General features: G+C 32.2%; 24 protein-coding genes and 1 pseudogene. 18 read left to right on the top strand and 7 right to left on the bottom strand.

What is annotated here, in order from left to right:
- Positions 1 to 30 precede the first annotated feature (30 nt).
- Complete coding sequence (locus tag QUF99_RS01555) at positions 31 to 1,131, top strand: C45 family autoproteolytic acyltransferase/hydrolase (RefSeq protein WP_289368288.1); 1,101 nt, start codon at positions 31 to 33, stop codon at positions 1,129 to 1,131.
- Between the two features lie 1,044 nt (positions 1,132 to 2,175).
- Positions 2,176 to 2,808 (top strand): recombinase family protein, encoded by a 633-nt coding sequence (locus tag QUF99_RS01550; RefSeq protein WP_289368287.1) that lies wholly within the window; start codon positions 2,176 to 2,178, stop codon positions 2,806 to 2,808.
- A 327-nt stretch (positions 2,809 to 3,135) separates the two neighbouring features.
- On the opposite strand, the gene QUF99_RS01545 is transcribed toward QUF99_RS01550, so the two are convergent.
- The gene (locus QUF99_RS01545) at positions 3,136 to 3,435 is read right to left on the bottom strand and encodes a hypothetical protein (RefSeq protein WP_286125471.1); all 300 of its coding nucleotides are present in this window, start codon (positions 3,433 to 3,435) and stop codon (positions 3,136 to 3,138) included.
- 652 nt (positions 3,436 to 4,087) lie between these two features.
- Between QUF99_RS01545 and QUF99_RS01540 the strand changes: the two genes are divergently transcribed.
- The 5 genes from QUF99_RS01540 to QUF99_RS01520 all read left to right on the top strand — a co-directional run bounded on the left by QUF99_RS01540 (position 4,088) and on the right by QUF99_RS01520 (position 7,369).
- Positions 4,088 to 4,996 carry an acyl-ACP desaturase gene (locus tag QUF99_RS01540; RefSeq protein ID WP_286125472.1) on the top strand — a complete coding sequence of 303 codons (909 nt, stop codon included), beginning with the start codon at positions 4,088 to 4,090 and terminating at the stop codon, positions 4,994 to 4,996.
- Between the two features lie 216 nt (positions 4,997 to 5,212).
- Positions 5,213 to 5,674, top strand: coding sequence for a CarD family transcriptional regulator (locus QUF99_RS01535; protein ID WP_286125473.1), 462 nt, complete (start codon positions 5,213 to 5,215; stop codon positions 5,672 to 5,674).
- 543 nt (positions 5,675 to 6,217) lie between these two features.
- Complete coding sequence (locus QUF99_RS01530) at positions 6,218 to 6,364, top strand: BC1881 family protein (RefSeq protein ID WP_000738551.1); 147 nt, start codon at positions 6,218 to 6,220, stop codon at positions 6,362 to 6,364.
- 298 nt (positions 6,365 to 6,662) lie between these two features.
- Positions 6,663 to 6,896: a hypothetical protein gene (locus QUF99_RS01525; protein WP_289368283.1), complete on the top strand. Its 234-nt coding sequence runs from the start codon at positions 6,663 to 6,665 to the stop codon at positions 6,894 to 6,896.
- A gap of 239 nt (positions 6,897 to 7,135) precedes the next feature.
- Positions 7,136 to 7,369 carry a YuzF family protein gene (locus QUF99_RS01520; protein WP_002068860.1) on the top strand — a complete coding sequence of 78 codons (234 nt, stop codon included), beginning with the start codon at positions 7,136 to 7,138 and terminating at the stop codon, positions 7,367 to 7,369.
- A 109-nt stretch (positions 7,370 to 7,478) separates the two neighbouring features.
- Here the strand turns inward: QUF99_RS01520 and QUF99_RS01515 are convergent, their stop codons facing one another.
- Positions 7,479 to 8,165, bottom strand: a complete 687-nt coding sequence (locus QUF99_RS01515) for an IS6 family transposase (RefSeq protein WP_098929416.1) — start codon at positions 8,163 to 8,165, stop codon at positions 7,479 to 7,481.
- A gap of 67 nt (positions 8,166 to 8,232) precedes the next feature.
- On the opposite strand from QUF99_RS01515, the gene QUF99_RS28655 reads away from it, so the two are divergent.
- Genes QUF99_RS28655 through QUF99_RS01495 form a run of 4 tightly spaced genes read left to right on the top strand, consistent with a single transcriptional unit; the run spans position 8,233 to position 9,581 of the window.
- Complete coding sequence (locus QUF99_RS28655) at positions 8,233 to 8,454, top strand: DNA polymerase Y subunit UmuC family protein (protein ID WP_289368281.1); 222 nt, start codon at positions 8,233 to 8,235, stop codon at positions 8,452 to 8,454.
- A gap of 3 nt (positions 8,455 to 8,457) precedes the next feature.
- The gene (locus QUF99_RS28650) at positions 8,458 to 8,874 is read left to right on the top strand and encodes a DinB/UmuC family translesion DNA polymerase (protein ID WP_289368380.1); all 417 of its coding nucleotides are present in this window, start codon (positions 8,458 to 8,460) and stop codon (positions 8,872 to 8,874) included.
- Positions 8,875 to 8,889: 15 nt separating this feature from the next.
- Complete coding sequence (locus QUF99_RS01500) at positions 8,890 to 9,219, top strand: YolD-like family protein (RefSeq protein ID WP_286125437.1); 330 nt, start codon at positions 8,890 to 8,892, stop codon at positions 9,217 to 9,219.
- A 26-nt stretch (positions 9,220 to 9,245) separates the two neighbouring features.
- Positions 9,246 to 9,581 carry a hypothetical protein gene (locus tag QUF99_RS01495; RefSeq protein WP_286125436.1) on the top strand — a complete coding sequence of 112 codons (336 nt, stop codon included), beginning with the start codon at positions 9,246 to 9,248 and terminating at the stop codon, positions 9,579 to 9,581.
- 241 nt (positions 9,582 to 9,822) lie between these two features.
- Here the strand turns inward: QUF99_RS01495 and splB are convergent, their stop codons facing one another.
- On the bottom strand, positions 9,823 to 10,851 hold the full coding sequence (splB, locus tag QUF99_RS01490) for a spore photoproduct lyase (RefSeq protein ID WP_286117264.1): 1,029 nt from the start codon (positions 10,849 to 10,851) through the stop codon (positions 9,823 to 9,825).
- Positions 10,848 to 11,111, bottom strand: coding sequence for a transcriptional regulator SplA domain-containing protein (locus QUF99_RS01485; RefSeq protein WP_286125434.1), 264 nt, complete (start codon positions 11,109 to 11,111; stop codon positions 10,848 to 10,850). Before QUF99_RS01485 ends, splB begins: the two co-directional genes overlap by 4 nt.
- Before the next feature lie 342 nt (positions 11,112 to 11,453).
- Between QUF99_RS01485 and QUF99_RS01480 the strand changes: the two genes are divergently transcribed.
- On the top strand, positions 11,454 to 12,389 hold the full coding sequence (locus QUF99_RS01480) for a nucleoside hydrolase (protein WP_289368279.1): 936 nt from the start codon (positions 11,454 to 11,456) through the stop codon (positions 12,387 to 12,389).
- Between the two features lie 82 nt (positions 12,390 to 12,471).
- Here QUF99_RS01480 and QUF99_RS01475 read toward each other — a convergent pair whose 3' ends face one another.
- On the bottom strand, positions 12,472 to 13,182 hold the full coding sequence (locus QUF99_RS01475; protein WP_289368278.1) for an alpha/beta hydrolase: 711 nt from the start codon (positions 13,180 to 13,182) through the stop codon (positions 12,472 to 12,474).
- 324 nt (positions 13,183 to 13,506) lie between these two features.
- Here QUF99_RS01475 and QUF99_RS01470 point away from each other — a divergent pair, with 324 nt between their 5' ends.
- The 4 genes from QUF99_RS01470 to QUF99_RS01455 all read left to right on the top strand — a co-directional run bounded on the left by QUF99_RS01470 (position 13,507) and on the right by QUF99_RS01455 (position 16,316).
- On the top strand, positions 13,507 to 13,671 hold the full coding sequence (locus QUF99_RS01470; RefSeq protein ID WP_289368277.1) for a DUF4021 family protein: 165 nt from the start codon (positions 13,507 to 13,509) through the stop codon (positions 13,669 to 13,671).
- A gap of 224 nt (positions 13,672 to 13,895) precedes the next feature.
- Positions 13,896 to 14,216 (top strand): helix-turn-helix domain-containing protein, encoded by a 321-nt coding sequence (locus QUF99_RS01465; RefSeq protein WP_289368028.1) that lies wholly within the window; start codon positions 13,896 to 13,898, stop codon positions 14,214 to 14,216.
- Positions 14,138 to 15,079: an IS3 family transposase gene (locus tag QUF99_RS01460; RefSeq protein ID WP_353958373.1), complete on the top strand. Its 942-nt coding sequence runs from the start codon at positions 14,138 to 14,140 to the stop codon at positions 15,077 to 15,079. Before QUF99_RS01465 ends, QUF99_RS01460 begins: the two co-directional genes overlap by 79 nt.
- A gap of 730 nt (positions 15,080 to 15,809) precedes the next feature.
- On the top strand, positions 15,810 to 16,316 hold the full coding sequence (locus QUF99_RS01455; protein ID WP_289368276.1) for an SMI1/KNR4 family protein: 507 nt from the start codon (positions 15,810 to 15,812) through the stop codon (positions 16,314 to 16,316).
- 102 nt (positions 16,317 to 16,418) lie between these two features.
- Here QUF99_RS01455 and QUF99_RS01450 read toward each other — a convergent pair whose 3' ends face one another.
- The gene (locus tag QUF99_RS01450; RefSeq protein ID WP_289368274.1) at positions 16,419 to 16,991 is read right to left on the bottom strand and encodes a tyrosine-type recombinase/integrase; all 573 of its coding nucleotides are present in this window, start codon (positions 16,989 to 16,991) and stop codon (positions 16,419 to 16,421) included.
- 342 nt (positions 16,992 to 17,333) lie between these two features.
- On the opposite strand from QUF99_RS01450, the gene QUF99_RS01445 reads away from it, so the two are divergent.
- Complete coding sequence (locus QUF99_RS01445) at positions 17,334 to 18,284, top strand: tyrosine-type recombinase/integrase (protein WP_289368272.1); 951 nt, start codon at positions 17,334 to 17,336, stop codon at positions 18,282 to 18,284.
- Positions 18,285 to 18,495: 211 nt separating this feature from the next.
- On the top strand, positions 18,496 to 18,690 hold the full coding sequence (locus QUF99_RS01440; protein WP_289368270.1) for a hypothetical protein: 195 nt from the start codon (positions 18,496 to 18,498) through the stop codon (positions 18,688 to 18,690).
- Positions 18,691 to 18,707: 17 nt separating this feature from the next.
- On the opposite strand, the pseudogene QUF99_RS28645 reads toward QUF99_RS01440, so the two are convergent.
- Positions 18,708 to 18,848, bottom strand: a pseudogene (locus tag QUF99_RS28645) (transposase); the annotation flags it as partial.
- Between the last annotated feature and the right edge of the window lie 12 nt (positions 18,849 to 18,860).

Here is an 18,860-nt window from a genome sequence, read left to right as displayed (position 1 = left end):
GCTATTAAAATGCAGAATGGGGAGCTTTGAATGAATACTCATACAGGGAAATTTACTTATCTTAAAGGAAGTTCGTATGAAATTGGAAAACAACAAGCATTAGAATACTATGAAAGTGCACACGTTAAGGAAATTTTTTTTAGGGAACAATCTGATTCTACCAAAGCGTATTTAGAAATTAGGTCCCAAATCGAGGAGTATTGTCCGGGATTAAATGAGGAATTAGAGGGTTTTGCGGAAGGATTTGGTTATAAACCAAACCAATTAAAGTTTTATGACGATGCCTGGTTAATACCTGGAGGGTGTAGTCTAGGCGCAATTTTGCCCCAAAAAATGTCCGATGGTAAAACATACGTATTACGAAACTACGACCTCTCTCCTGATATTTCGGACATGCGTCTTTGTACAACTAAAGTAGATGGAAGATACACGCATACCGGTTTCTCTGTTTCTACATTTGGTCGAAGTGAAGGATTAAACGAGAAAGGTCTATGTGTAGCGTTTGCTTCGTGTGGCATGCCGATAGGTAAATATCCAGGTATGAGAGAACCAGTAGTTACTGGGTTGCAGTTTATGGTGGTTGTTAGAGCCATACTAGAGACGTGTAAAAATATTGAAGAAGCCGTCTATGCTGTGAAAAACATGCCTGTTGGAACGAATATGAATTTACTTTTAGCGGATGCAAATGGTGAGGCAGCTTTAGTTGGAACATATGACGGAGTTAAAGTAGTTAAAAAAGCAGAACTAGATTATTTAATTGCAACAAATCATGGGCTATTTCCTGAAATTGAAAATCTTGAACCAGGCAAGCTAGAACAATCTCAACTACGATACAATATTTTAGAGAATAAATTTAGTGACAATGGTAAAAGAACTGCTTGCGAAATTAAAGAACTTCTTTCAACGGAGTTTCCGAAAGGGGTGTCCATTCATAATTATAAAGAAAACTTTGGAACAGTGCATTCAATTTTGTTTAATCTAACTGATTGCCAACTTGAGTTTTCCTATGGTTCTCCTTTACATAATAAATTATATCAGATAAACGTTGGTGATAATTTTTCAAAGACACGAATTCCAGTTGAATTTTGTAACAAGAATTATGGACCGGATTTTTGGAGAATATCGAGATAATAAATATAAAATCATAGATAGTGTTTAAAGTGAAGCGCTGTATCTTGCTACTAAAGGTAGTTTTAGTTCAATATGTCCTAAGTACTAAGCTAATACAAGTTATGTACATATTCAAGAAACGGGCGCTTTAATGGAGGGAATATCATAGAAATGATCAAACTTTTTTATAAAAGAATGATTCAATAAAATATATTAAGAGCGTGTTTTGATTAATCTTTTTTCAAAACACGCTCTTTCTTTTTGCTTGTTTATCAAGGCTATTAGTATTAATTTGATCAATCTTTATTCTAAAGCTACATTTCCAGCTTAAACCTCTCCCTTTTACTCTTGGTAGACGATTTAGTGAAATTAAAACTGTGAAAATTTTTCAAACTGACTTTCCACATAAAAACATACGAACCTATTCTTGGTAGACTTGTCATTAACTTTTTACTTAAGGACAAACACAAATATATAGGTATGAACTCAGAAAGGAGGAACATAGAATGTTGATTTCAACTTAAACCTATTCTCCGTTCATGGTAGACAGCTCAGTGAAGTTGAAACTGTAAGAAATTTTAAGACATGGTTTATTAGTTAAAGACATATGAGCAGAAATTAAGTAGAACACTGTAAGACTGTTAAGGAAAGTACAGACGGATTTATAAGTGTAAATGCACATCTATTATTCGTGTAAATATATTTTTTGGAGGTGAGTTATATGTGGGAGTGGTTCATCCGCTTTGCAGTTGGAGTTGCAATCATAGTAGGGGTTTTAATTTATACTCTTGGCGATGATTCTAGAAAAAAATAACCTTGTTACTTTAAAGATTTGTATTTAATCCAAAAATTTGTAATTTCCTGTTTAAGAATCCTTATTTTAAAAGGATTCTTTTTGTCCTTAAAGGTATACCTTTATAAACGGTTGGTCCATATCTATGAAACATTGGAACATCAAGTTTATAAAGGTTATATAAAACATTTTATAAACGTTTATTTTCAATGAACAGCTTTATAAACGAAAATGGTATAATTGTAGTAACAAATGTAAGGAGAATATCAAACGTGGCGAATATTTATGGATATATACGTGTAAGTACAAAAGATCAAAATGAACAACGTCAATTACATAAAATGATGGAACGAGGAGTGGAAGCTCGACGTATTTTTGTCGATAAAGCAAGTGGACGACATTTTGATCGTCCTCAGTATCAATTATTACGAAAAATATTGAGTACAAGTGATATTGTTTACATAGATGCTTTAGATCGTATGGGTCGGAATTATGATGAGGTAATTTCGGAATGGAAGTACATAACAAGAGAATTACAAGCTGATATTGTGGTTTTAGAAAATGAAACACTGTTTGATAGTCGAAAGTTTCGTGAGATGGGTGACATGGGACGGCTAATGGAAGATCAATTTTTATCTTTGCTATCTTATGTTGCAGATCAAGAGCGTAAAAAGATTTGGCAGCGACAAGCTGAAGGGATTGCTGTAGCTAAATCTCAAGGGAAACATTTAGGACGTCCTCAGGTGAACCTTTCAACCCTAAGCAAACAACAAATGCATATAATAGAAGAAGCTTATTCTAAATGGAAAAGTGGAGGAATAACAGCTATTATGTTTATGGAAATGTTAGAGCTAAAGAAAAATACGTTTTATAAAATAATGAAGGAATATGAGGAAACAAAGTAGCATCTTTCCTATGAGAAATCCTACTTTTTCTCCAGTTGTAAGAATCTTGGAGTTTTTGCACCAGAACAGTATTATGTATATCTAGAAAAAATAAAAGACAACTCTAATTAAGAGTTGTCTTTTTGTGTAATAAAATTTACAAAATCTGAAGATATACAAACGACTAGAATACGTTATGGTTATTATTATAATAAAAATTAAGATCGTTATGAATAAAAAGAATATTATAATGAGTTTTTGAGCTTTTTGTTAACAAAGTTTCAAAAATAAACTTTTTATAAAGGTTTCTTTTGAATATGATTATTTATTTTGAACATATAATCATGATTATTGTATTTCGAGGGTTTCCTTATAAACCTTAGCTATATATTTTACAAAATCAATGACGGGATAGTGTATTAGTGAACGGTGCTGCGTAAAACGAATCCCTTCTTTTTCCATTTTAAAAATGAGTTGTTCAATTTCCAACTCTTTATGTTGTATCCTATTATAATTTTGGTATACAATGTTTTTCCATTGATAGGAGGAACCGTGAAAATAACTTTCTCCTTTTACCCTGTGACTAAATATTATTTCTATTTTTTCTCTACGTTGTTTTTCTTTCATATGCGCTTCCGTTGACTGCATGTTTATCGCCTCTTCCCTTTGTGCTGTATACTGTTTCCAAAAATACGGTCTAACCCGTGTAAATAACCCCATCATTGCCAATGTACAATGATCTTGTTGGGAATTATCATTTAAGGCTATCTCATCAACTGTATATATTTTTCAAGCGCTTAATCTAACATCTTGGATCTTACATCTAAATAAGTTGTTGGTCTGTATAAAATACCATTAATCTTTTAAGTTTTTGCTACCAATAACAAAATTGGAAAGTAGCGAAAACGCATGAAAGATTAATTGTTTATCAATCTTTATTATAAAACGATTCTTTATGGGCATGCACCTTTTTATACTCACCAAGATTTACAACATGACGAGTATCTTCATCCATGAATGTTATTCTCTATTTACTGAGGATAGTTTTTTTATTTAGGCTAAGCAACATATCGTATGCCTCAGAACCCTTTTTATAAAAAAGGACAATATATGTAACGGTTCCCCTTTTGATATGAAAAAATCATATAGAAATAAAGCGTTCTTAAAGAGTTTTGTTAAAAATTTGTTATGTTTGACTTAAAAAAAGGAAAGTAATATTTATTTGTAGAAAATTTTTAAGGATAAAAATGAATGTAAAAATAGAATGACTATCTATGATAAGAAAAGGGGGCACTTATATATGCTAACAAATGATTTAGATTTCCGATTAGAACCACGTTTAAAAGAACTGTATGAACAACATAAAATAAGAGCGCAGAAGATAGACTGGGGTTATCATGAGTTTTTACCATGGGATAAGGGAATGGACTTTAAAAGAATTCCTTGGGATGAAAGTCAAGTTACTCTTCCTTCTGGTGTAATTACGGCCATTGAAACAGCTTTATTAACAGAAGTGAATTTACCATGGTTTACAACTTATTTATCTGCGACTTTTAAAGGATCCCTTTCTGTTATTACAGACTTTATTCATACTTGGACTTCAGAAGAGGATCAACATTCGAATTTATTGGAGACCTATTTACTACTCACTCGAAGTGTGAACCCTAAACGATTACATGAATTAAGAAAGTCAGTCGTTGAGGGGGGATTTGAGCCCGATTTTCACACACCAATCGAAGCAATGACGTATACGACGCTACAAGAACTTGCAACGATGGTGTTTTACAATAATGTAGCTAAGGTTGCAAGTAAGCATGATCCAGATCTTGCTACATTATTACGCCGTCTTGCAAAAGATGAAACTCTTCATTATGCGTTTTATCGAGACGTCATTCGAACACATTTGGAATTGGAACCTAATTATTGCTATCATATTGCCAATGTGATTATGAATTTTAAAATGCCAGGTGCTGTCATGCCTGATTTTGAAAATAGAATGGCTGTGATTGCAAAAGAAGCTAACTATGGGCCACTGCAATATTTTGATCAAGTACTTGATGTAGTGGTTGATTATTGGGGGTTAAAAGACTTACGACCAATTGCACCTCTAGCTGAAAAAGCAAGAATTGAGATTTTGGGGTACCACACAAGATTGAAAAAAATACGGGATCGATTTGGTCGTTTTCAAGGGAAAACTGATCTACGTTAATTAGTAGAGGTTTCAGAATATACGCGGGGAAATTCCCCTTCCCTTTATTGGAAATCTGACACGCTCCCTATTATTTTGGTGCTGTTTTTACTTAATTTAATTTTTAAAGAAAAAGTGGTTGACGATAAAAATAAATTTATGATATTATTAAATTTTTGATAAAAAATCATATATATGTTAAGGTTAAGAAGGTTACCATATATGGAGGTGGATTATATGTTTCAAATTGGCGATAACATTGTTTATCCAATGCACGGAGCAGGTATAATTGAAGCCATAGAAGAAAAAGAATTCTCAGGGAAAAAACAACAGTATTATGTCATAAAAATGTCAATCAGTAATATGCAAGTCATGATTCCTACGGGTAAAATATTGAGTTCGAGTATACGCCCAGTTACTGATATACTTGCATTAAAACACATTATACACATTTTTCAGCATGGAGAATCAGATAGATTACTGCCGTGGAAACAAAGGTATAAAGTGAACACGGACAAAATAAAAACGGGTGAAATACAAGAAGGTGCTGAAGTTGTACGTGATTTAATGCGTATGAAGAAAGAAAAAGCACTTAATACAAGCGAAAAAAAAATGTTGGATAACGCACATGAATTTTTGATTTGTGAACTAGGATTAATTAAAGGGATCACTGAAAATCAAATAAAAAGTTTCTGTTAAGGTTCATTATAGATAATGTATTACATCCCCCGAAAATATCCTGAATTTTTCGGGAATATGATTATTATTAAAAGTAAATCATTTCAAAGACATTCAACTTCTTCAACTCACTTTTAGAGTATGAACCTCTTTTGTTATTACTTCAATCTAATCCATTTTTATTTTTAAATTTCTTTTACGAACGTTCGAAGTTTCATCAAATAACTCGATCAAATAGTCACTTGATTTTTGCAATCCTGATTCACACTGGCACGGACAAGGAGCCGTAAGGATGAAAGAGAGGTAGGGCTTTCATTGTTTTAGGTATATATATCTAAGTCATTATTTTTAGAAGAAAAAACAATCAATCTCACCGCTATCTTTAAGAATTTCTTACATCTACTAAGACAGTGAATAGTAATTGTTTATCTTCTTTACGTAAAATTGATAAACGAATTGGTAACACCATATGGTCAACTACAAAAATGGTTTCCAGACCAGGAAACCATTTTTAATTTCATTTACATAACAATAGTAAATTAAGCAGTAAGAAGGAGTGCACACATGAAAAAAATGTTAACAAAAGAATTAAGTAATGAATTAAAGAAGCGGGAAGGGGTCATTTCTATTACAGTTGAGTCTTATGAAAAAATCGAAGTTGGTGGAATTCGTGTAGATGGACCAGCTGTTATTCTAATTAATCAAGAATAGCTAAAAATAGTTGAATGCACGAAGAAAAGGATCAGCCTTTAAGAGAAGGGAGGATCCTTTTTGTTTGCTGCTGATAATAATAGGATATACATAAATTTCATCTGATGTGATGGGATTAAGAGGAAGGAGAGGGTTGGGATTATTGTGGTGGTAAGTTTAATATTGGTAGTATTTCTTTTTATATTATATAAATTAGTTGATAAAAAAACAAACTAATTACTTGAAACGATATATTGTTTTCTTTTTAAGGGCGAGTTTTATTTTATAGTGAAATGGATAATTTAAAGGAGGAATTTAGATGGATGCAAGGAAAGAACGCATAAAATACGAGAAAATGTCAAAGAACTATGACCGTATTTATTTATTTTCGTTTCTCCTATTAATTGTACTTGTTTTTAGTAGTGTGATTATCATAGGAGCTACAGGGGGAAAATATGGAGTGTTCTTGTTGTTAGCAATTTTACTTAACGCACGTATTACCAAAGAATCTCAAAAAAAGTATAAGCAGTATTCTAATAAAGGGCGTATATAAAATGATAAATATCTTGAAAGGAACAACCTAGATGTACATTCAAAATATCCCTATATCATTACCTATTAACTAGTAAAAAATAATCTTATATAAATAATTTTTTAGTAATTTAGGAATAGAAAACGTACCTTATTAAAATGTTATTTTCGTTCCTATAATGAATTATCCTTCTAGCATATTTATAAGATTTATATCATATATTAGGAGAAAGAATGCAAGTTAGAAAGGAGTTTTATAGAATGAGTTATTTGGAGGGAAATGACTTTAGTGAACAAAACATGGTAAGTGTACCTAATCCCTACGTATATCAGACATTACAATCAGTAATTGGTAAACATGTGGTTATTGAAACTGTAAGAGGTAATGTAAGAGGAAAGTTAAAGGATGTGAAACCAGATCATTTGCTCATTGAAGATACGGTACCATATATTGTACGCATTCAACAAATTGTATGGATTATGCCAAAACAATAATCAAATTACATCTAATTTGATTTATAACAGATTAGCGTCATAGACGACCAAGGGTTCTGTTGCAAAGTTTCCGAAGACATAAAGAGATGGGTAATATTGCGGACCAGTTTTATGAAACTATTAATAATTCATGTAATGCGTTATACGTCGAAAAAACGAAGTTTGGTTGAAGACTTCGCTTTTGTTTGTATATGGCATGAACAGTTTCTATACCTTTAATAGTACGTGAGGCATGGCGAAGACTTTGAAAGCCTAAGGAACGGGAAAATCGACGTTTCACATGTCGATGATCTTGCTCGATGATATTATTGAGGTACTTTATTGTACGATGAAAGGTATTTTTGTAAAGACCTATCTCCTTTAATTTTTTGAATGCGGAAGCTAAAGAAGGAGCCTTATCTGTCGTCAGAACCGTTGGTTCTCCAAAAGTTCGAGCGAGTCTTTTCATAAAAGCATATGCTGCTTGTTTGTCTCGTTTTTGACGAAGTTGAATATCAAGTGTTTGTCCCTCTTTATCAATTGCTCGATATAAATAACACCACTTTCCTTTAATTTTGATATAGGTTTCATCCAAACGCCAAGATAACAATGTGTTTTTGTTTTTCTTCTTCCAAATTTGATAGATAAGATTTCCATATTCATGAACCCAGCGCATGATAGTTGTTGGATGAATAGAAATACCACGTTCTTTGAGAATTTCAGACACATCGCGATAGCTTAAAGAAAAACGACAATAGTAGCCAACGGCTACCAAGATAATATCTTTCTCGAACTGTTTTCCTTTAAAATATCCCATTTGTTACGCTCCTTGTTTGTTTTTTACAGAGTTTAGCTTACTTTAGAAAACTTTGCAACAGAACCGGATGGGACTGTTTTCCTTAAAGGATGTTGCCAAAACTCCCAAAGAGCACTTAATAAAGCGTTTTGGCAAAGTCAAAGGTGAAGAGCTATATCGTTTTGCCTATGGCATTGATGAAAGCCGTATTGCTAATAAATACATTCCTAAAAGTACCTCCATAACAAAAGGGCAAATCTTATTAGAAGATTGCTTTAGTCTAAATAAATTAAAATTACTCATTTTATAACAGATTGAGGAAACTTGTTTTCGCCTACGTTCTATGGATAAATGTTGTAGAACGGTTGAGCTTGCAATAGGCTATAGCAAATATATTGGTGGAGGATTTAAGCGAGCCATTACGCTGGATCAACCCACATGTTTAACTGAAGGTGTTTATGAAGCCTGCTTAGAGTTATTAAAGAAATTTCATAGTGGTCATCCTGTGAGACAAATACATATAACTTTAAAGAATTTGACCAGAGATGATGCAATTCAAATGTCATTGTTTGATGATACTTCAAGAAAAGATGCTCAAAGGAAATTAGCAAAAACAATGGATGGTATCCGGCATAAGTTCGGTAAAAATTCAATTATGAGAGGTGTTAGCTACATTAAAGGGGCTACTCAAAGGGAAAAAAACGGGAAAATAGGTGGTCATAAGGCATAAGGAGGAATACAAGTCATGATTGATCGAGGTATGATGAGATGGGCACCATTTTCAGCAATAAAAGAACAATTTGAAGGATTAAATGAAATATATGATAAACAAAATGAAATACCAATGCCTATTTTAGATGAGCAACAATTAGAAGAAATAAATGATGTTGTGTGTGGGGCAATGTCTGAAAATCTAGAAGTAACCATCTCCTACTCTAAACATAATAAAATTCATTTTGAAACAGGGAATATTCATTATTATGATACATCTCGAAATGAGTTAAGAGTTATTGATAAGCAGGATAAGGTGCTATACATAAACATCAATTATATTACAGATATAAAATATACATAAATTGAAAAATAGGATAGGTAGCTATATTGAAACGAACAGGTGAGGATGTAATTGGACTGATTGGTGCATTGCTAGGATTTCTATGTTCATTAGTCATTTTGTTTCTAGGAAGACTAGCTGACGAAATGGGACGGATGGAAGGTGCTGAAAAAGCTCTTACCATTGGATGTATGGGAATATTATTTTCTATTTTAGGATTTTTTGGATTCATAAAAGCCAAAAGTTCATTTAAAGAGGCTGGATTTTTAATGATTGCATCTGCAATAGGTTTATTTGTCTGTGTACATCAAATTACCTTTTATTCATTCCCTTGCCTGGCACTTTTACTTAGTGGATTAAATAATATTTTTGGCAAGAAATGATAAGAGACATATTATGTTTTAGTATCAAGGAAATCTCGAATTTTTCCATGATAACTCCTTCAGACCCTAGATATCCCTTCCTTAATTTATTTAACACTTAAAATACAGTAAGCACCTAGGGTATAGATCGGTGGAAATAAGAGAAGAGGACAATATATATTCCCCCTCTCTTGCTTTACGTTTGTGAGTGGATTCAAAAACAATCAATTGTTGCCGTAGCCGTAAAGTGATTGGTATTCTCCTATGTGAAATATTCTAATTTTGCATTGGGAAAGAATTTCTCCATATAAGAATAAAGATAATTTTTTATATCTTCTTCTTCTTCTTTTTGATAAATGTATTTTCCAATGCCATATTTCCCCCATTTATATCTTCTTTTCTCTTCATCTAATTCTAATTTTGTCATGGGATAATTTTTTTCAATTACTCGTTTGGCAGGCTTTGTAAATCGATGTTGAATAAATTCAAATGTGATATCATCACGTGCATCAAGTGGTAATTCAGCATCAAGACGTTCAAACATATGATAGTACCCATCCTGCCAACCTTCATGCAGATAAATAGGGGCCACAATGAACCCAAGTGGATATCCGGCTCTTGCTACTTTTCCAGCGGCCTCAATCCGTTTTGCTAGGGGAGAGGTGCCGGGCTCAAAATTTTTAATAACATAGTCAGCGTTTACACTAAACCGAAATCTTGTTTTCCCGTTATGTTTTGCATCAAGTAAATGATCTACATGATGAAACTTAGTAACAAACCTCAATTTTCCATACTCAGATTCTCCAAAATGCTCTATTGCGTGCTTAAGAGTATGAGTTAAGTGATCAATCCCTACAATATCAGATGTACAGGATGCTTCAAATCTTGTCAGTTCAGGTGCTCGTTCCTCGATATATTTGTCAGCAGCCTCAAGAATTTCGGCCACATTTACATAAGTACGGATATATGGTTTACTTCCCATCGTTGTTTGTAAATAGCAATAATGACAATGGCCCATACACCCTGTTGCAAAGGGAATAGCATACTCAGCTGAAGGCTTTGAGGTATCAAATTTTAGTGTCTTTCTCACACCAACGACAAGAGTAGATTTTGCTACCCTATACTTTTGAAAATCATTTTCTCCTGGGAGATCTCTCACTTGGTTATGTGAGGTGGTATACCGAATTTCTACATCCATTTTTTTGAATTTTTCTTGAAGTTCTCTTCCTAACGGATAATCTAATGCATTTGGTTCAAAGTATACTAGCTTAGGTATAAATGGATTATTCATTCTAATATCCCCTCTAAATCATCTCCATAATAGTAATTGTAAGCTTGATTTGCCTCTTCTTCTGTAGAATAAACAGCCATTTCATTTGATAATGGATAATAAGTTTCATAAAGAAATAAAGCTAATTCATTTGGATTTTCAGGGTTATTTACAACGGCTGCTGCTTGTATATTTGCTACATCCTGGGTGTGGGGGTTTCGGTAAAAAACATAGACAATATCTCCAGCATGATAAGTTTTGCCTTCGTTAAACAGTTCCATTCCATCACCTTTTCTTTTATAAAATCTATTGGGTACAGTTATTCATTATTAAATTTTTATCTTTAGTGCCTAAAATTATGTCTTCTTTATTATGGAAAAGCTTTTAGCTAATTGATTTAACCCATGTGGGACATACTTCGTTGCAAATCAATAGATTTAATTCAATTCTTTCTTTTGGTGTTCTTTTTTTCAACAATGGGCAATTAAAAATGTTTTAGACTATAGAAAATTGATGTAATTATAATATTTTTTCAAGAAATTTTAGATTTAAAGAGAACATCTTGCATATACATGTTATAAGTTTTTTTGTGAGATTTGGTTATCTAAGAAGGGAGAGATATTTTGAAGAAAGTACTATTATTTGGAGATCCAGGTATTGATGATTCCTTAGCTATCATATATGGTCTGTTAAATCCTAAGATTGAAATTGTTGGAATTGTTACGAGTTATGGAAATGTTACCAAAGAACAAACCACTAGAAATGCTGTTTATCTTTTGCAATTAGCTGGACGAAAAGATATTCCTGTTATAAGCGGCGCTACTTTACCATTCTTTAATGGGTTTACTGCTTATTATCCAGAAATACATGGTGAGGAAGGGCTTGGGCCTATTCAGCCACCAAAAAGTGTAGCATCTATTCCCATTCATGACTTTAGTCTAATCCCATCAATTGTTGAAAAGTACAAGGGAGAACTAACAATTGTTGATGTAGGTAGATCTACCTCTCTCGCAATTGCTTTAAACCTTTGGAAAGAAATGATGCAGAGTATAAAAGAAGTATATATTATGTCTGGGGTATTTCTACAACCTGGAAATGTCACACCCGTAGCAGAGGCAAATGCATATGGAGATCCAGTCTCAACTCAATTTGTAATTAATCAATCAAAAAATTTAACAATGATTCCTTTAAATATAACGAATTCAGCTATTTTGCTTCCAAGCCAAGTAAATTACATTGTGGAACAGACAAATATCCCATTTAAATCGTTAATTAAACCAATCTATGATTATTATTACAGTGCTTATAAAAAATTAAATCCAAGCATTAAAGGAGCACCTTTACACGATGTTGTTGCAATGAGTGCATTGGCCAATCCCGAATTTTTTCAATACATGTACCGTAAAGTAGAAGTAGATGTAAAATCTTTTAGAGGACAAACTGTTGCTGATTTTCGTCCAGGTGCAAAAACTACAGGGGTGCGGATTGGGTTGAAAATCAATCAAAAAGAATTTATTAAGGATTTTATTGATACAATGATAAGTACGGGAAGACATTAATTAAAAGAATCCACTTGGATTCTTTTATATATATATCATTTAATTTATACATAAGGAAAAACATTTAATTAATTGATATAATTTATTGTTGTTTTAGTAACCATTCTTCAATTACTTTAACCGTTTCCTCACGTTGAGCTTTTGACGTAATTAAACTAGCATTATCCCCTTTTTGCTTACCATACATACCAAAGTTAGCATGATTACCACCTTTTATCATGTGCATGGTTGCATTCTTTGACATTAACTTCTCTCGATTTTTTATTTTTTCTACAGTTGCTAAACCGTCTACTTCACCATAAATTGATAACATTGGAATCAATTTAGTAGAGAAATCATTTGCAGGATAAGAAGCTAAGAAAATGATATCGTCTACCTTTTTTTCATGGTTAAAGGCATAACTAGAAATCATGGATCGACCCATTGAATGTCCAACAACATACCATTTTTCAATTTCGGGATATCTTTTAATAATGGTTTCAACGTCATTTGTCCCAAGTATTGCCAAGTTTAATGGTAGTTCTGGAATTACAACAAAATAACCTTCTTTTTCAAGTTCATACCCAATATAACTATATGATTCTTTTTCTACTTTCGCTCCCTGGTAAAAAATAATACCAATTTTAGCCTCTTTCTTTCCATAAATAAGATTTTCTTTATCTTTTTGTTCTACTAATGACAAAGCTTCTTTCGTTGGTGTGTAAGTAAATTGAGACCAAGTAATAAAGAAAATTGTTCCTATAAATATTATAATGAGTATAGAATATATACTTGCTTTAAAGCACTTCTTCACGCAAAAGTCTCCCTATTATATCTTTTTTCCCATAAAAGTATTAATTATTTTTATCAAACCAGACTTCCACGGCCCCTTTTGTATTCGAGAAAAACAAATTGATTATTGTACATTTGGTAGAAATCTCCTGAATCCACACCTAACGTACAAATTTTCTATATCATCTCACATATTTTCTAGAAAAGATGACATACTATGTATATGCTATTACATCAATAGCTCAAATAATTGGTCATTCAATTGGCAGATAATACATTTGTTTATCTGCCAAACTCTTTCATACGCTTTTTATTTTTTAAAAATTTAGTGTTTTGAGGTGTAAAAATGAATTTTTCACATTCTAAAAAAGAAAAGAGTAACGACTCAAAAAACTTAAAATCAGATACTACAAAAACTGGACTTCAACCAGTAGAACAAGCCATGAATGGATTGTACGGAATGCCGGAAACTGATATTGAAGACAAAGAACACCAAAAAACGGAAATTTGAAAAATAATTAGTATTTAGATACTACCTTTATTTTGTATACATATTTTATTTCTAATAAAAAACCAAGGGAAATCTGAACTGTACCCTCTAAAATGGACAGTTTAATAAAAGGGCCTTAAAAAATTAAGCACTTAAAAGATGGTTTCGGTACTGTGGTATTATCCCCTCATAGTAGACAGTTGAAAGAAAGTTACTGTACTGTTTATTATGGAGGGGATTTTTTTATGGGGAAAATTAGAAGAACTTTTTCGATTGATTTTAAAATGAAAGCTATTGAAATGTACTTACATAGAGGAATGGGTAGTAAATTAATTGGAAGGGAATTAGGAGTTACATATTCAGTTATAGACAGATGGATTAAAAACTACAATAGTGAGGGTATTCTTGGCCTACAAGAAAAACGAGGGAGATCTAGACAAACAAATGCAAGTTCAATAAAAACAAGTCATGATGATAGAATAGAACGATTAGAAGTAGAAAATGCATACTTAAAAAAGCTCTTAGCTGCGAAAAAGGAGATGAGGTCAAAAGAGACAAATCAATAGAATACGAGATCATTCATACATTAAAGCATAGCTTTCCAATTGTGTTTCTTTGTGAAATTGCGGGGGTCTCAAGAAGTGGATATTACAAATGGGAAAAAAGAAGAACTAATCCCTCTGAAAAGATGAAGGAAGACCAATTTATTATGTCCAAAATAGTGGAATGCGAACTAGATCCAGATATAAATGGTAGTTTTGGTTATCCAAGAGTTTGTACATGGCTCAAAAAGTATTGTGGTTTACAGATAAATCATAAAAGAGTGTACCGTTTAATGAAGAAAATGGGGATACAAGCTAAGATTCGAAAGAAAAAGTGGAGGCATTTTGGCTTAAAAGAACAATGTGTCGTATCAAAAAATCGTTTAAACAGGGAATTTTCAGCCAGCAAGCCAAATGAAAAATGGGTTACAGATATAACCTATCTCACTTTTAACGGTAAGCGTATGTATCTTTCAGTGATAATGGATCTTTATAATAACGAAATTGTAGCCTACCAAGTAAGCGAAAGCAACAATTTAAAATTAGTTATAGACACAGTGAATAAGGCCTTAAGAAAAAGAAATGTCCACGGAACAGTATTACATAGCGATCAAGGGTATCAATACACGTCCAAAAAATACAACCTATTACTTAAAAAATACAAAATGAATGTAAGTATGTCTAGGAAGGGCAATTGTTATGATAATGCATGTGTAGAGAGTTTTTTTAGTCATTTTAAGACAGAATGTTTTTACAGAAATGAGTTTCATGAAAAAGAGCAAGTTTTCAAAGCCATTAGAAGATATATGAGGTATTACAATAACAAACGATTCCAAAAAAAATTAAACAACCTTAGTCCTGCTGAATTTGGAACTAAGGCTGCTTAATGAAAAGGCATCTAATCTTTTACTGTCTACTTGACAGGGGTAAGACCAATCGTATATAGGCACTCTCTTACAATAGTTATGTAAGGTTCATGAAAATATAAAAAGGGAGAAGAATAATAAACATTCTTCTCCCTTTCTACCTACTTGGAGTTTCATTATCATTAGATAGCCGTTGTAATGAATTGAAGGATGTACAATTCACCTTTGTTATTATAACAAAATACACCACCTATATTGTATGAAATATTGCATATTGAAATGTATTGATATATATGTAAGCGCTTACTATAATAAGAGTATAAAGATTTACCACATCTTAATACTCAAAAAAGAGGAGTAAATAATATGACAATCGCAATGGCAGTTTTAACATTCTTAGGTGGAGTACTTCCATTAGTAACAACACTTATAAAAGCATTCATGTAATATAATTCTCTGCACTTATTTTTTAAAATTATCATACAAATGATCTGTATATCAAAGACGAATTGATGTGCAGATCATTTGTGTGAACAAACTTTATAAAAGAAAAAGAATCCCAAAAGGCATAAGGGATTCTTTTTCTTTATGTAATTACGGCATTAACATGTTTGCTACCGATAATGATAGATTATGTAAACCTTACTAGAATAAGATATATATTCATGATAATTGAAATTAACGGTCTTATCTAAAAATAATGTAATATTAAATATATAGAATATAATATTATAACAAAGGATGAAGACACATGAGTCTACAAGTTTTTGAAGCAGCTAAATATATGATAGAAAATAGTCTTACATCGGGTAAAATTGCTACTGTGGAAGAAATAGAAGAATTACAGTCTAAGTTAATGAATTTGTTACCAGAATGGTTAACAGATTTAATGAGAACAACCCCTCTTTGTGCAAGTAAAATAATTTGGCAAGAATTTTTACCTTCTGAAGATGATGATGGAATGTCTTTAATGTTACTTTTAGATAAAGATGAAATGATAATTGAAACTATTGAAGCTGTACCTGGATATGCTGTATTTGAAAAAGGTTATATTCCTATTGGTCACTGTCTTATGAAAACTGGAAATCCTTATTTTATTTGTATTCATGAAGGAGAAGATCCGCCAGTTTATAGATTAGTTCATGATTATGGGGAAGAAACAGACGAAATTATAGAAAATCGAGAATTAGTTGCTGATAAGTTTTCTAATTTATTGTTAGCCTCCAAGGTTGTAGAAAAAGATCCATATGAAGATTAAATATTTCTTTTATTACTTAATAAATTGACTGCCGTTAACGAGAATTATGTGAATAAGAAATCCCTTTCGTAGAATACGGAAGGGATTTCTAGATGAATTTAATTAAATATAAAATGTATCTAGTACATTATCTTTCTCTTCTTTATTGATACCAATGTATTTTAATGTGATTTTTGGTGTGCTGTGATTGAGTATTTCTTGCAACATCGCGACATCTTTTGTTTGTTTATAGAACCAATAGCCGAAGGTTTTGCGCATGGTGTGGGTACCAATCGATTCTACGCCGGCAAAATTTCCGGCTTTTTGTAATTGTCTATAGGCTTGGATTTTACTAATGGGTTGATTTCCTTTACGAGAAGGAAATAACCAGGTACCTTCTATCGTTTGAGCATACTGATATACTTCGTCAAAAATAGAAGTGAGATTAATGATACGTTCTTTCTTTGTTTTTCCTTCCGTTACTTTTAACTCTTTTCTACGTTTTCGTTTTAACTTCAAAATCATATTTGTTTCTAGGTTTAATAAATCACTTACTCGCAAACCTGTATTGATCCCAATAATAAATAAGATATAGTCTCTTTCTGAACAGTGACGTTTAAGAGCCCATTTCATATCTTCAATCTGTTCTTTACTTCGGATGGGTTGGACATCAATGAGATGTGGTTTTTTGTTCATGGGTTTCTGTACCTCTTTATTTATAGTGTTTTGAATGTATACTTTCCTTGCTAATTTTAAGGATATCAGGGGATTTGGCTTGATGTCAATATTTTCGGGGATTTGAATGTAAACTAATATACTTTAGTTTACATTAAAAAAGAAAGGCACTCTAATGAGTGCCTTTCTTCGACTTGAACCACTTTACTTTTAATAATATGAGTGCTGGACTCCCATCCACTTACCATTTTACCATATTTACCTATATTGTTTATTGAGAAAATGGGAATACACTAAATCGACACTTCTAATGTATGTATTAAAATTTGATATACTAAAAGAAAAAATTAGGATGATAAGGGTATGCCAACAAAAGAATTTCAAGATACAATACAAATTTTTTCTTCATTTTTATTGAATAAAGGTCGAAAACCTTCCACAATTAAACGATACGTCTATGATCTTGAAGATTTTGGTCATTGGTTGCAAAAATCTAAAAAACTCCCTACACGCAATATATGGACGACGCTTGGTACAAAGGATTATGAAGCGTATTTCTATGATTTAAAACAGCAACGACAGTACTCTGATAAAACAATGCATCGTGTCTATATTGTCTTAAATAGAATGTATCAGTATTTACAACTGCCAAATCCGTTAGAAGAGATGCAATTTAGTATTCAACCCAATCGTGCGTCACGTGATGGAGACTTTATCTCAAAAGAGGAAGAAAAAAGGTTAAAGTATATTTTAACTTCATTAGAAGAATTAACGGAAAAACAACGTTCTGTTCGTCCAGTACTTATGGATCGCAACATTTCTATTGTACATTTACTCATCAATAATGGATTATCCTTACAGGAACTTGTAAGTTTACAGATGAAGCACGTTCATTTTGAAAACAATACAATCTCAGTACCAAAAATAGTGGGTATAGAAAGAACAATCCTTTTAACTGATGATGATAAAAAACGATTGTTTAACTATTATAAAATCATTCCTGAACCTGTTCGTCCTAAATATCATAGTAATGATCCCTTATTCATAGCCTTCGATTTTACTCGGAATACTTATCGTTGGTCATATGAAAACGATGCACCGAAAGCCCTAACAGAGATTGCTGTTCAAAAGATGATTCGACTTGAAGTTGCTCGAGCAAATTTACGTAAAGGGATCTCAGCGCAACACTTACGGAACACGTTCATTTTAAGACTTATTGAGCATCATGTTTCAGAGGAAGAAATTATAAAACAAGTAGGCTTTAAATCTAAACTTTCGTTAAAAAGATATTATGATTACATCAATCAAAAATAACGGAGGAAGACAACGTGGAAAGAAATGAGAAACAGGAAATACAGTACATAAGAGTGTACACATTAAAGGATAAAAGTACAAAATCCATTAAAGTTGCGTCCTGGCGAACTTTTAAAGATGAAATGAGAGTTCTAGGTATAAAGGAATCAGATATTTTTCAAATTCAGTTAATAGAAAAGCAATAAGAGAAAAATGAAGGGAGTATGTTGCAATGAATAAAGGAGATGCTATTTTACGGTTACTTATGGAAATGAAGTTTGAAATAAAAAAAGTAAAAGAACAAATGGAACAGATGCAAAAATCTCTGGAAAACATAGAGAAACAAAGCCTAACTAAACAAAGTGAAACCTCTTCGACTGTTTCTAAAGGAAATCGTGATTGGAAATATCCTTCTAAAATGAAATGAAAAGAAGAACCTTAATTTTAAGGGTTCTTCTTTTCAAGTTTTTCTTCTAATGTTTTTTTGTCTTCATTATTGGATGTTTGTACGTCCCATTCGCTTTCTATTTTTCGAGACCATTTACCAATTTTGCTTAAATAAAGTCTTTTTACTTCCCTATATGGGGTTCTCATTTT

This window comes from Bacillus sp. DX4.1, from assembly GCF_030348195.1.
In the GTDB taxonomy this organism is placed as follows: domain Bacteria; phylum Bacillota; class Bacilli; order Bacillales; family Bacillaceae_G; genus Bacillus_A.
The sequence above is the reverse complement of the archived record's forward strand: the minus strand, read 5'-3'. Positions and strand labels throughout refer to the sequence as shown.

Excerpts from the sequence above, each read along its gene's own strand:
- QUF99_RS01530 (WP_000738551.1), top strand. The coding sequence starts at position 6,218 with ATGAAAAAAATGTTAACAAAAGAATTAAGTAATGAATTAAAGAAGCGG.
- QUF99_RS01515 (WP_098929416.1), bottom strand. The coding sequence starts at position 8,165 with ATGGGATATTTTAAAGGAAAACAGTTCGAGAAAGATATTATCTTGGTA.
- QUF99_RS01455 (WP_289368276.1), top strand. The coding sequence starts at position 15,810 with ATGAGTCTACAAGTTTTTGAAGCAGCTAAATATATGATAGAAAATAGT.
- QUF99_RS01485 (WP_286125434.1), bottom strand. The coding sequence starts at position 11,111 with ATGGAACTGTTTAACGAAGGCAAAACTTATCATGCTGGAGATATTGTC.
- QUF99_RS01545 (WP_286125471.1), bottom strand. The coding sequence starts at position 3,435 with ATGCAGTCAACGGAAGCGCATATGAAAGAAAAACAACGTAGAGAAAAA.
- QUF99_RS01500 (WP_286125437.1), top strand. The coding sequence starts at position 8,890 with ATGATTGATCGAGGTATGATGAGATGGGCACCATTTTCAGCAATAAAA.
- QUF99_RS01520 (WP_002068860.1), top strand. The coding sequence starts at position 7,136 with ATGAGTTATTTGGAGGGAAATGACTTTAGTGAACAAAACATGGTAAGT.
- QUF99_RS01525 (WP_289368283.1), top strand. The coding sequence starts at position 6,663 with ATGGATGCAAGGAAAGAACGCATAAAATACGAGAAAATGTCAAAGAAC.
- QUF99_RS01465 (WP_289368028.1), top strand. The coding sequence starts at position 13,896 with ATGGGGAAAATTAGAAGAACTTTTTCGATTGATTTTAAAATGAAAGCT.
- splB (WP_286117264.1), bottom strand. The coding sequence starts at position 10,851 with ATGAATAATCCATTTATACCTAAGCTAGTATACTTTGAACCAAATGCA.
- QUF99_RS01540 (WP_286125472.1), top strand. The coding sequence starts at position 4,088 with ATGCTAACAAATGATTTAGATTTCCGATTAGAACCACGTTTAAAAGAA.
- QUF99_RS01440 (WP_289368270.1), top strand. The coding sequence starts at position 18,496 with ATGAATAAAGGAGATGCTATTTTACGGTTACTTATGGAAATGAAGTTT.
- QUF99_RS28655 (WP_289368281.1), top strand. The coding sequence starts at position 8,233 with ATGGGACTGTTTTCCTTAAAGGATGTTGCCAAAACTCCCAAAGAGCAC.
- QUF99_RS01535 (WP_286125473.1), top strand. The coding sequence starts at position 5,213 with ATGTTTCAAATTGGCGATAACATTGTTTATCCAATGCACGGAGCAGGT.
- QUF99_RS01445 (WP_289368272.1), top strand. The coding sequence starts at position 17,334 with ATGCCAACAAAAGAATTTCAAGATACAATACAAATTTTTTCTTCATTT.
- QUF99_RS01450 (WP_289368274.1), bottom strand. The coding sequence starts at position 16,991 with ATGAACAAAAAACCACATCTCATTGATGTCCAACCCATCCGAAGTAAA.
- QUF99_RS01555 (WP_289368288.1), top strand. The coding sequence starts at position 31 with ATGAATACTCATACAGGGAAATTTACTTATCTTAAAGGAAGTTCGTAT.
- QUF99_RS01470 (WP_289368277.1), top strand. The coding sequence starts at position 13,507 with ATGAATTTTTCACATTCTAAAAAAGAAAAGAGTAACGACTCAAAAAAC.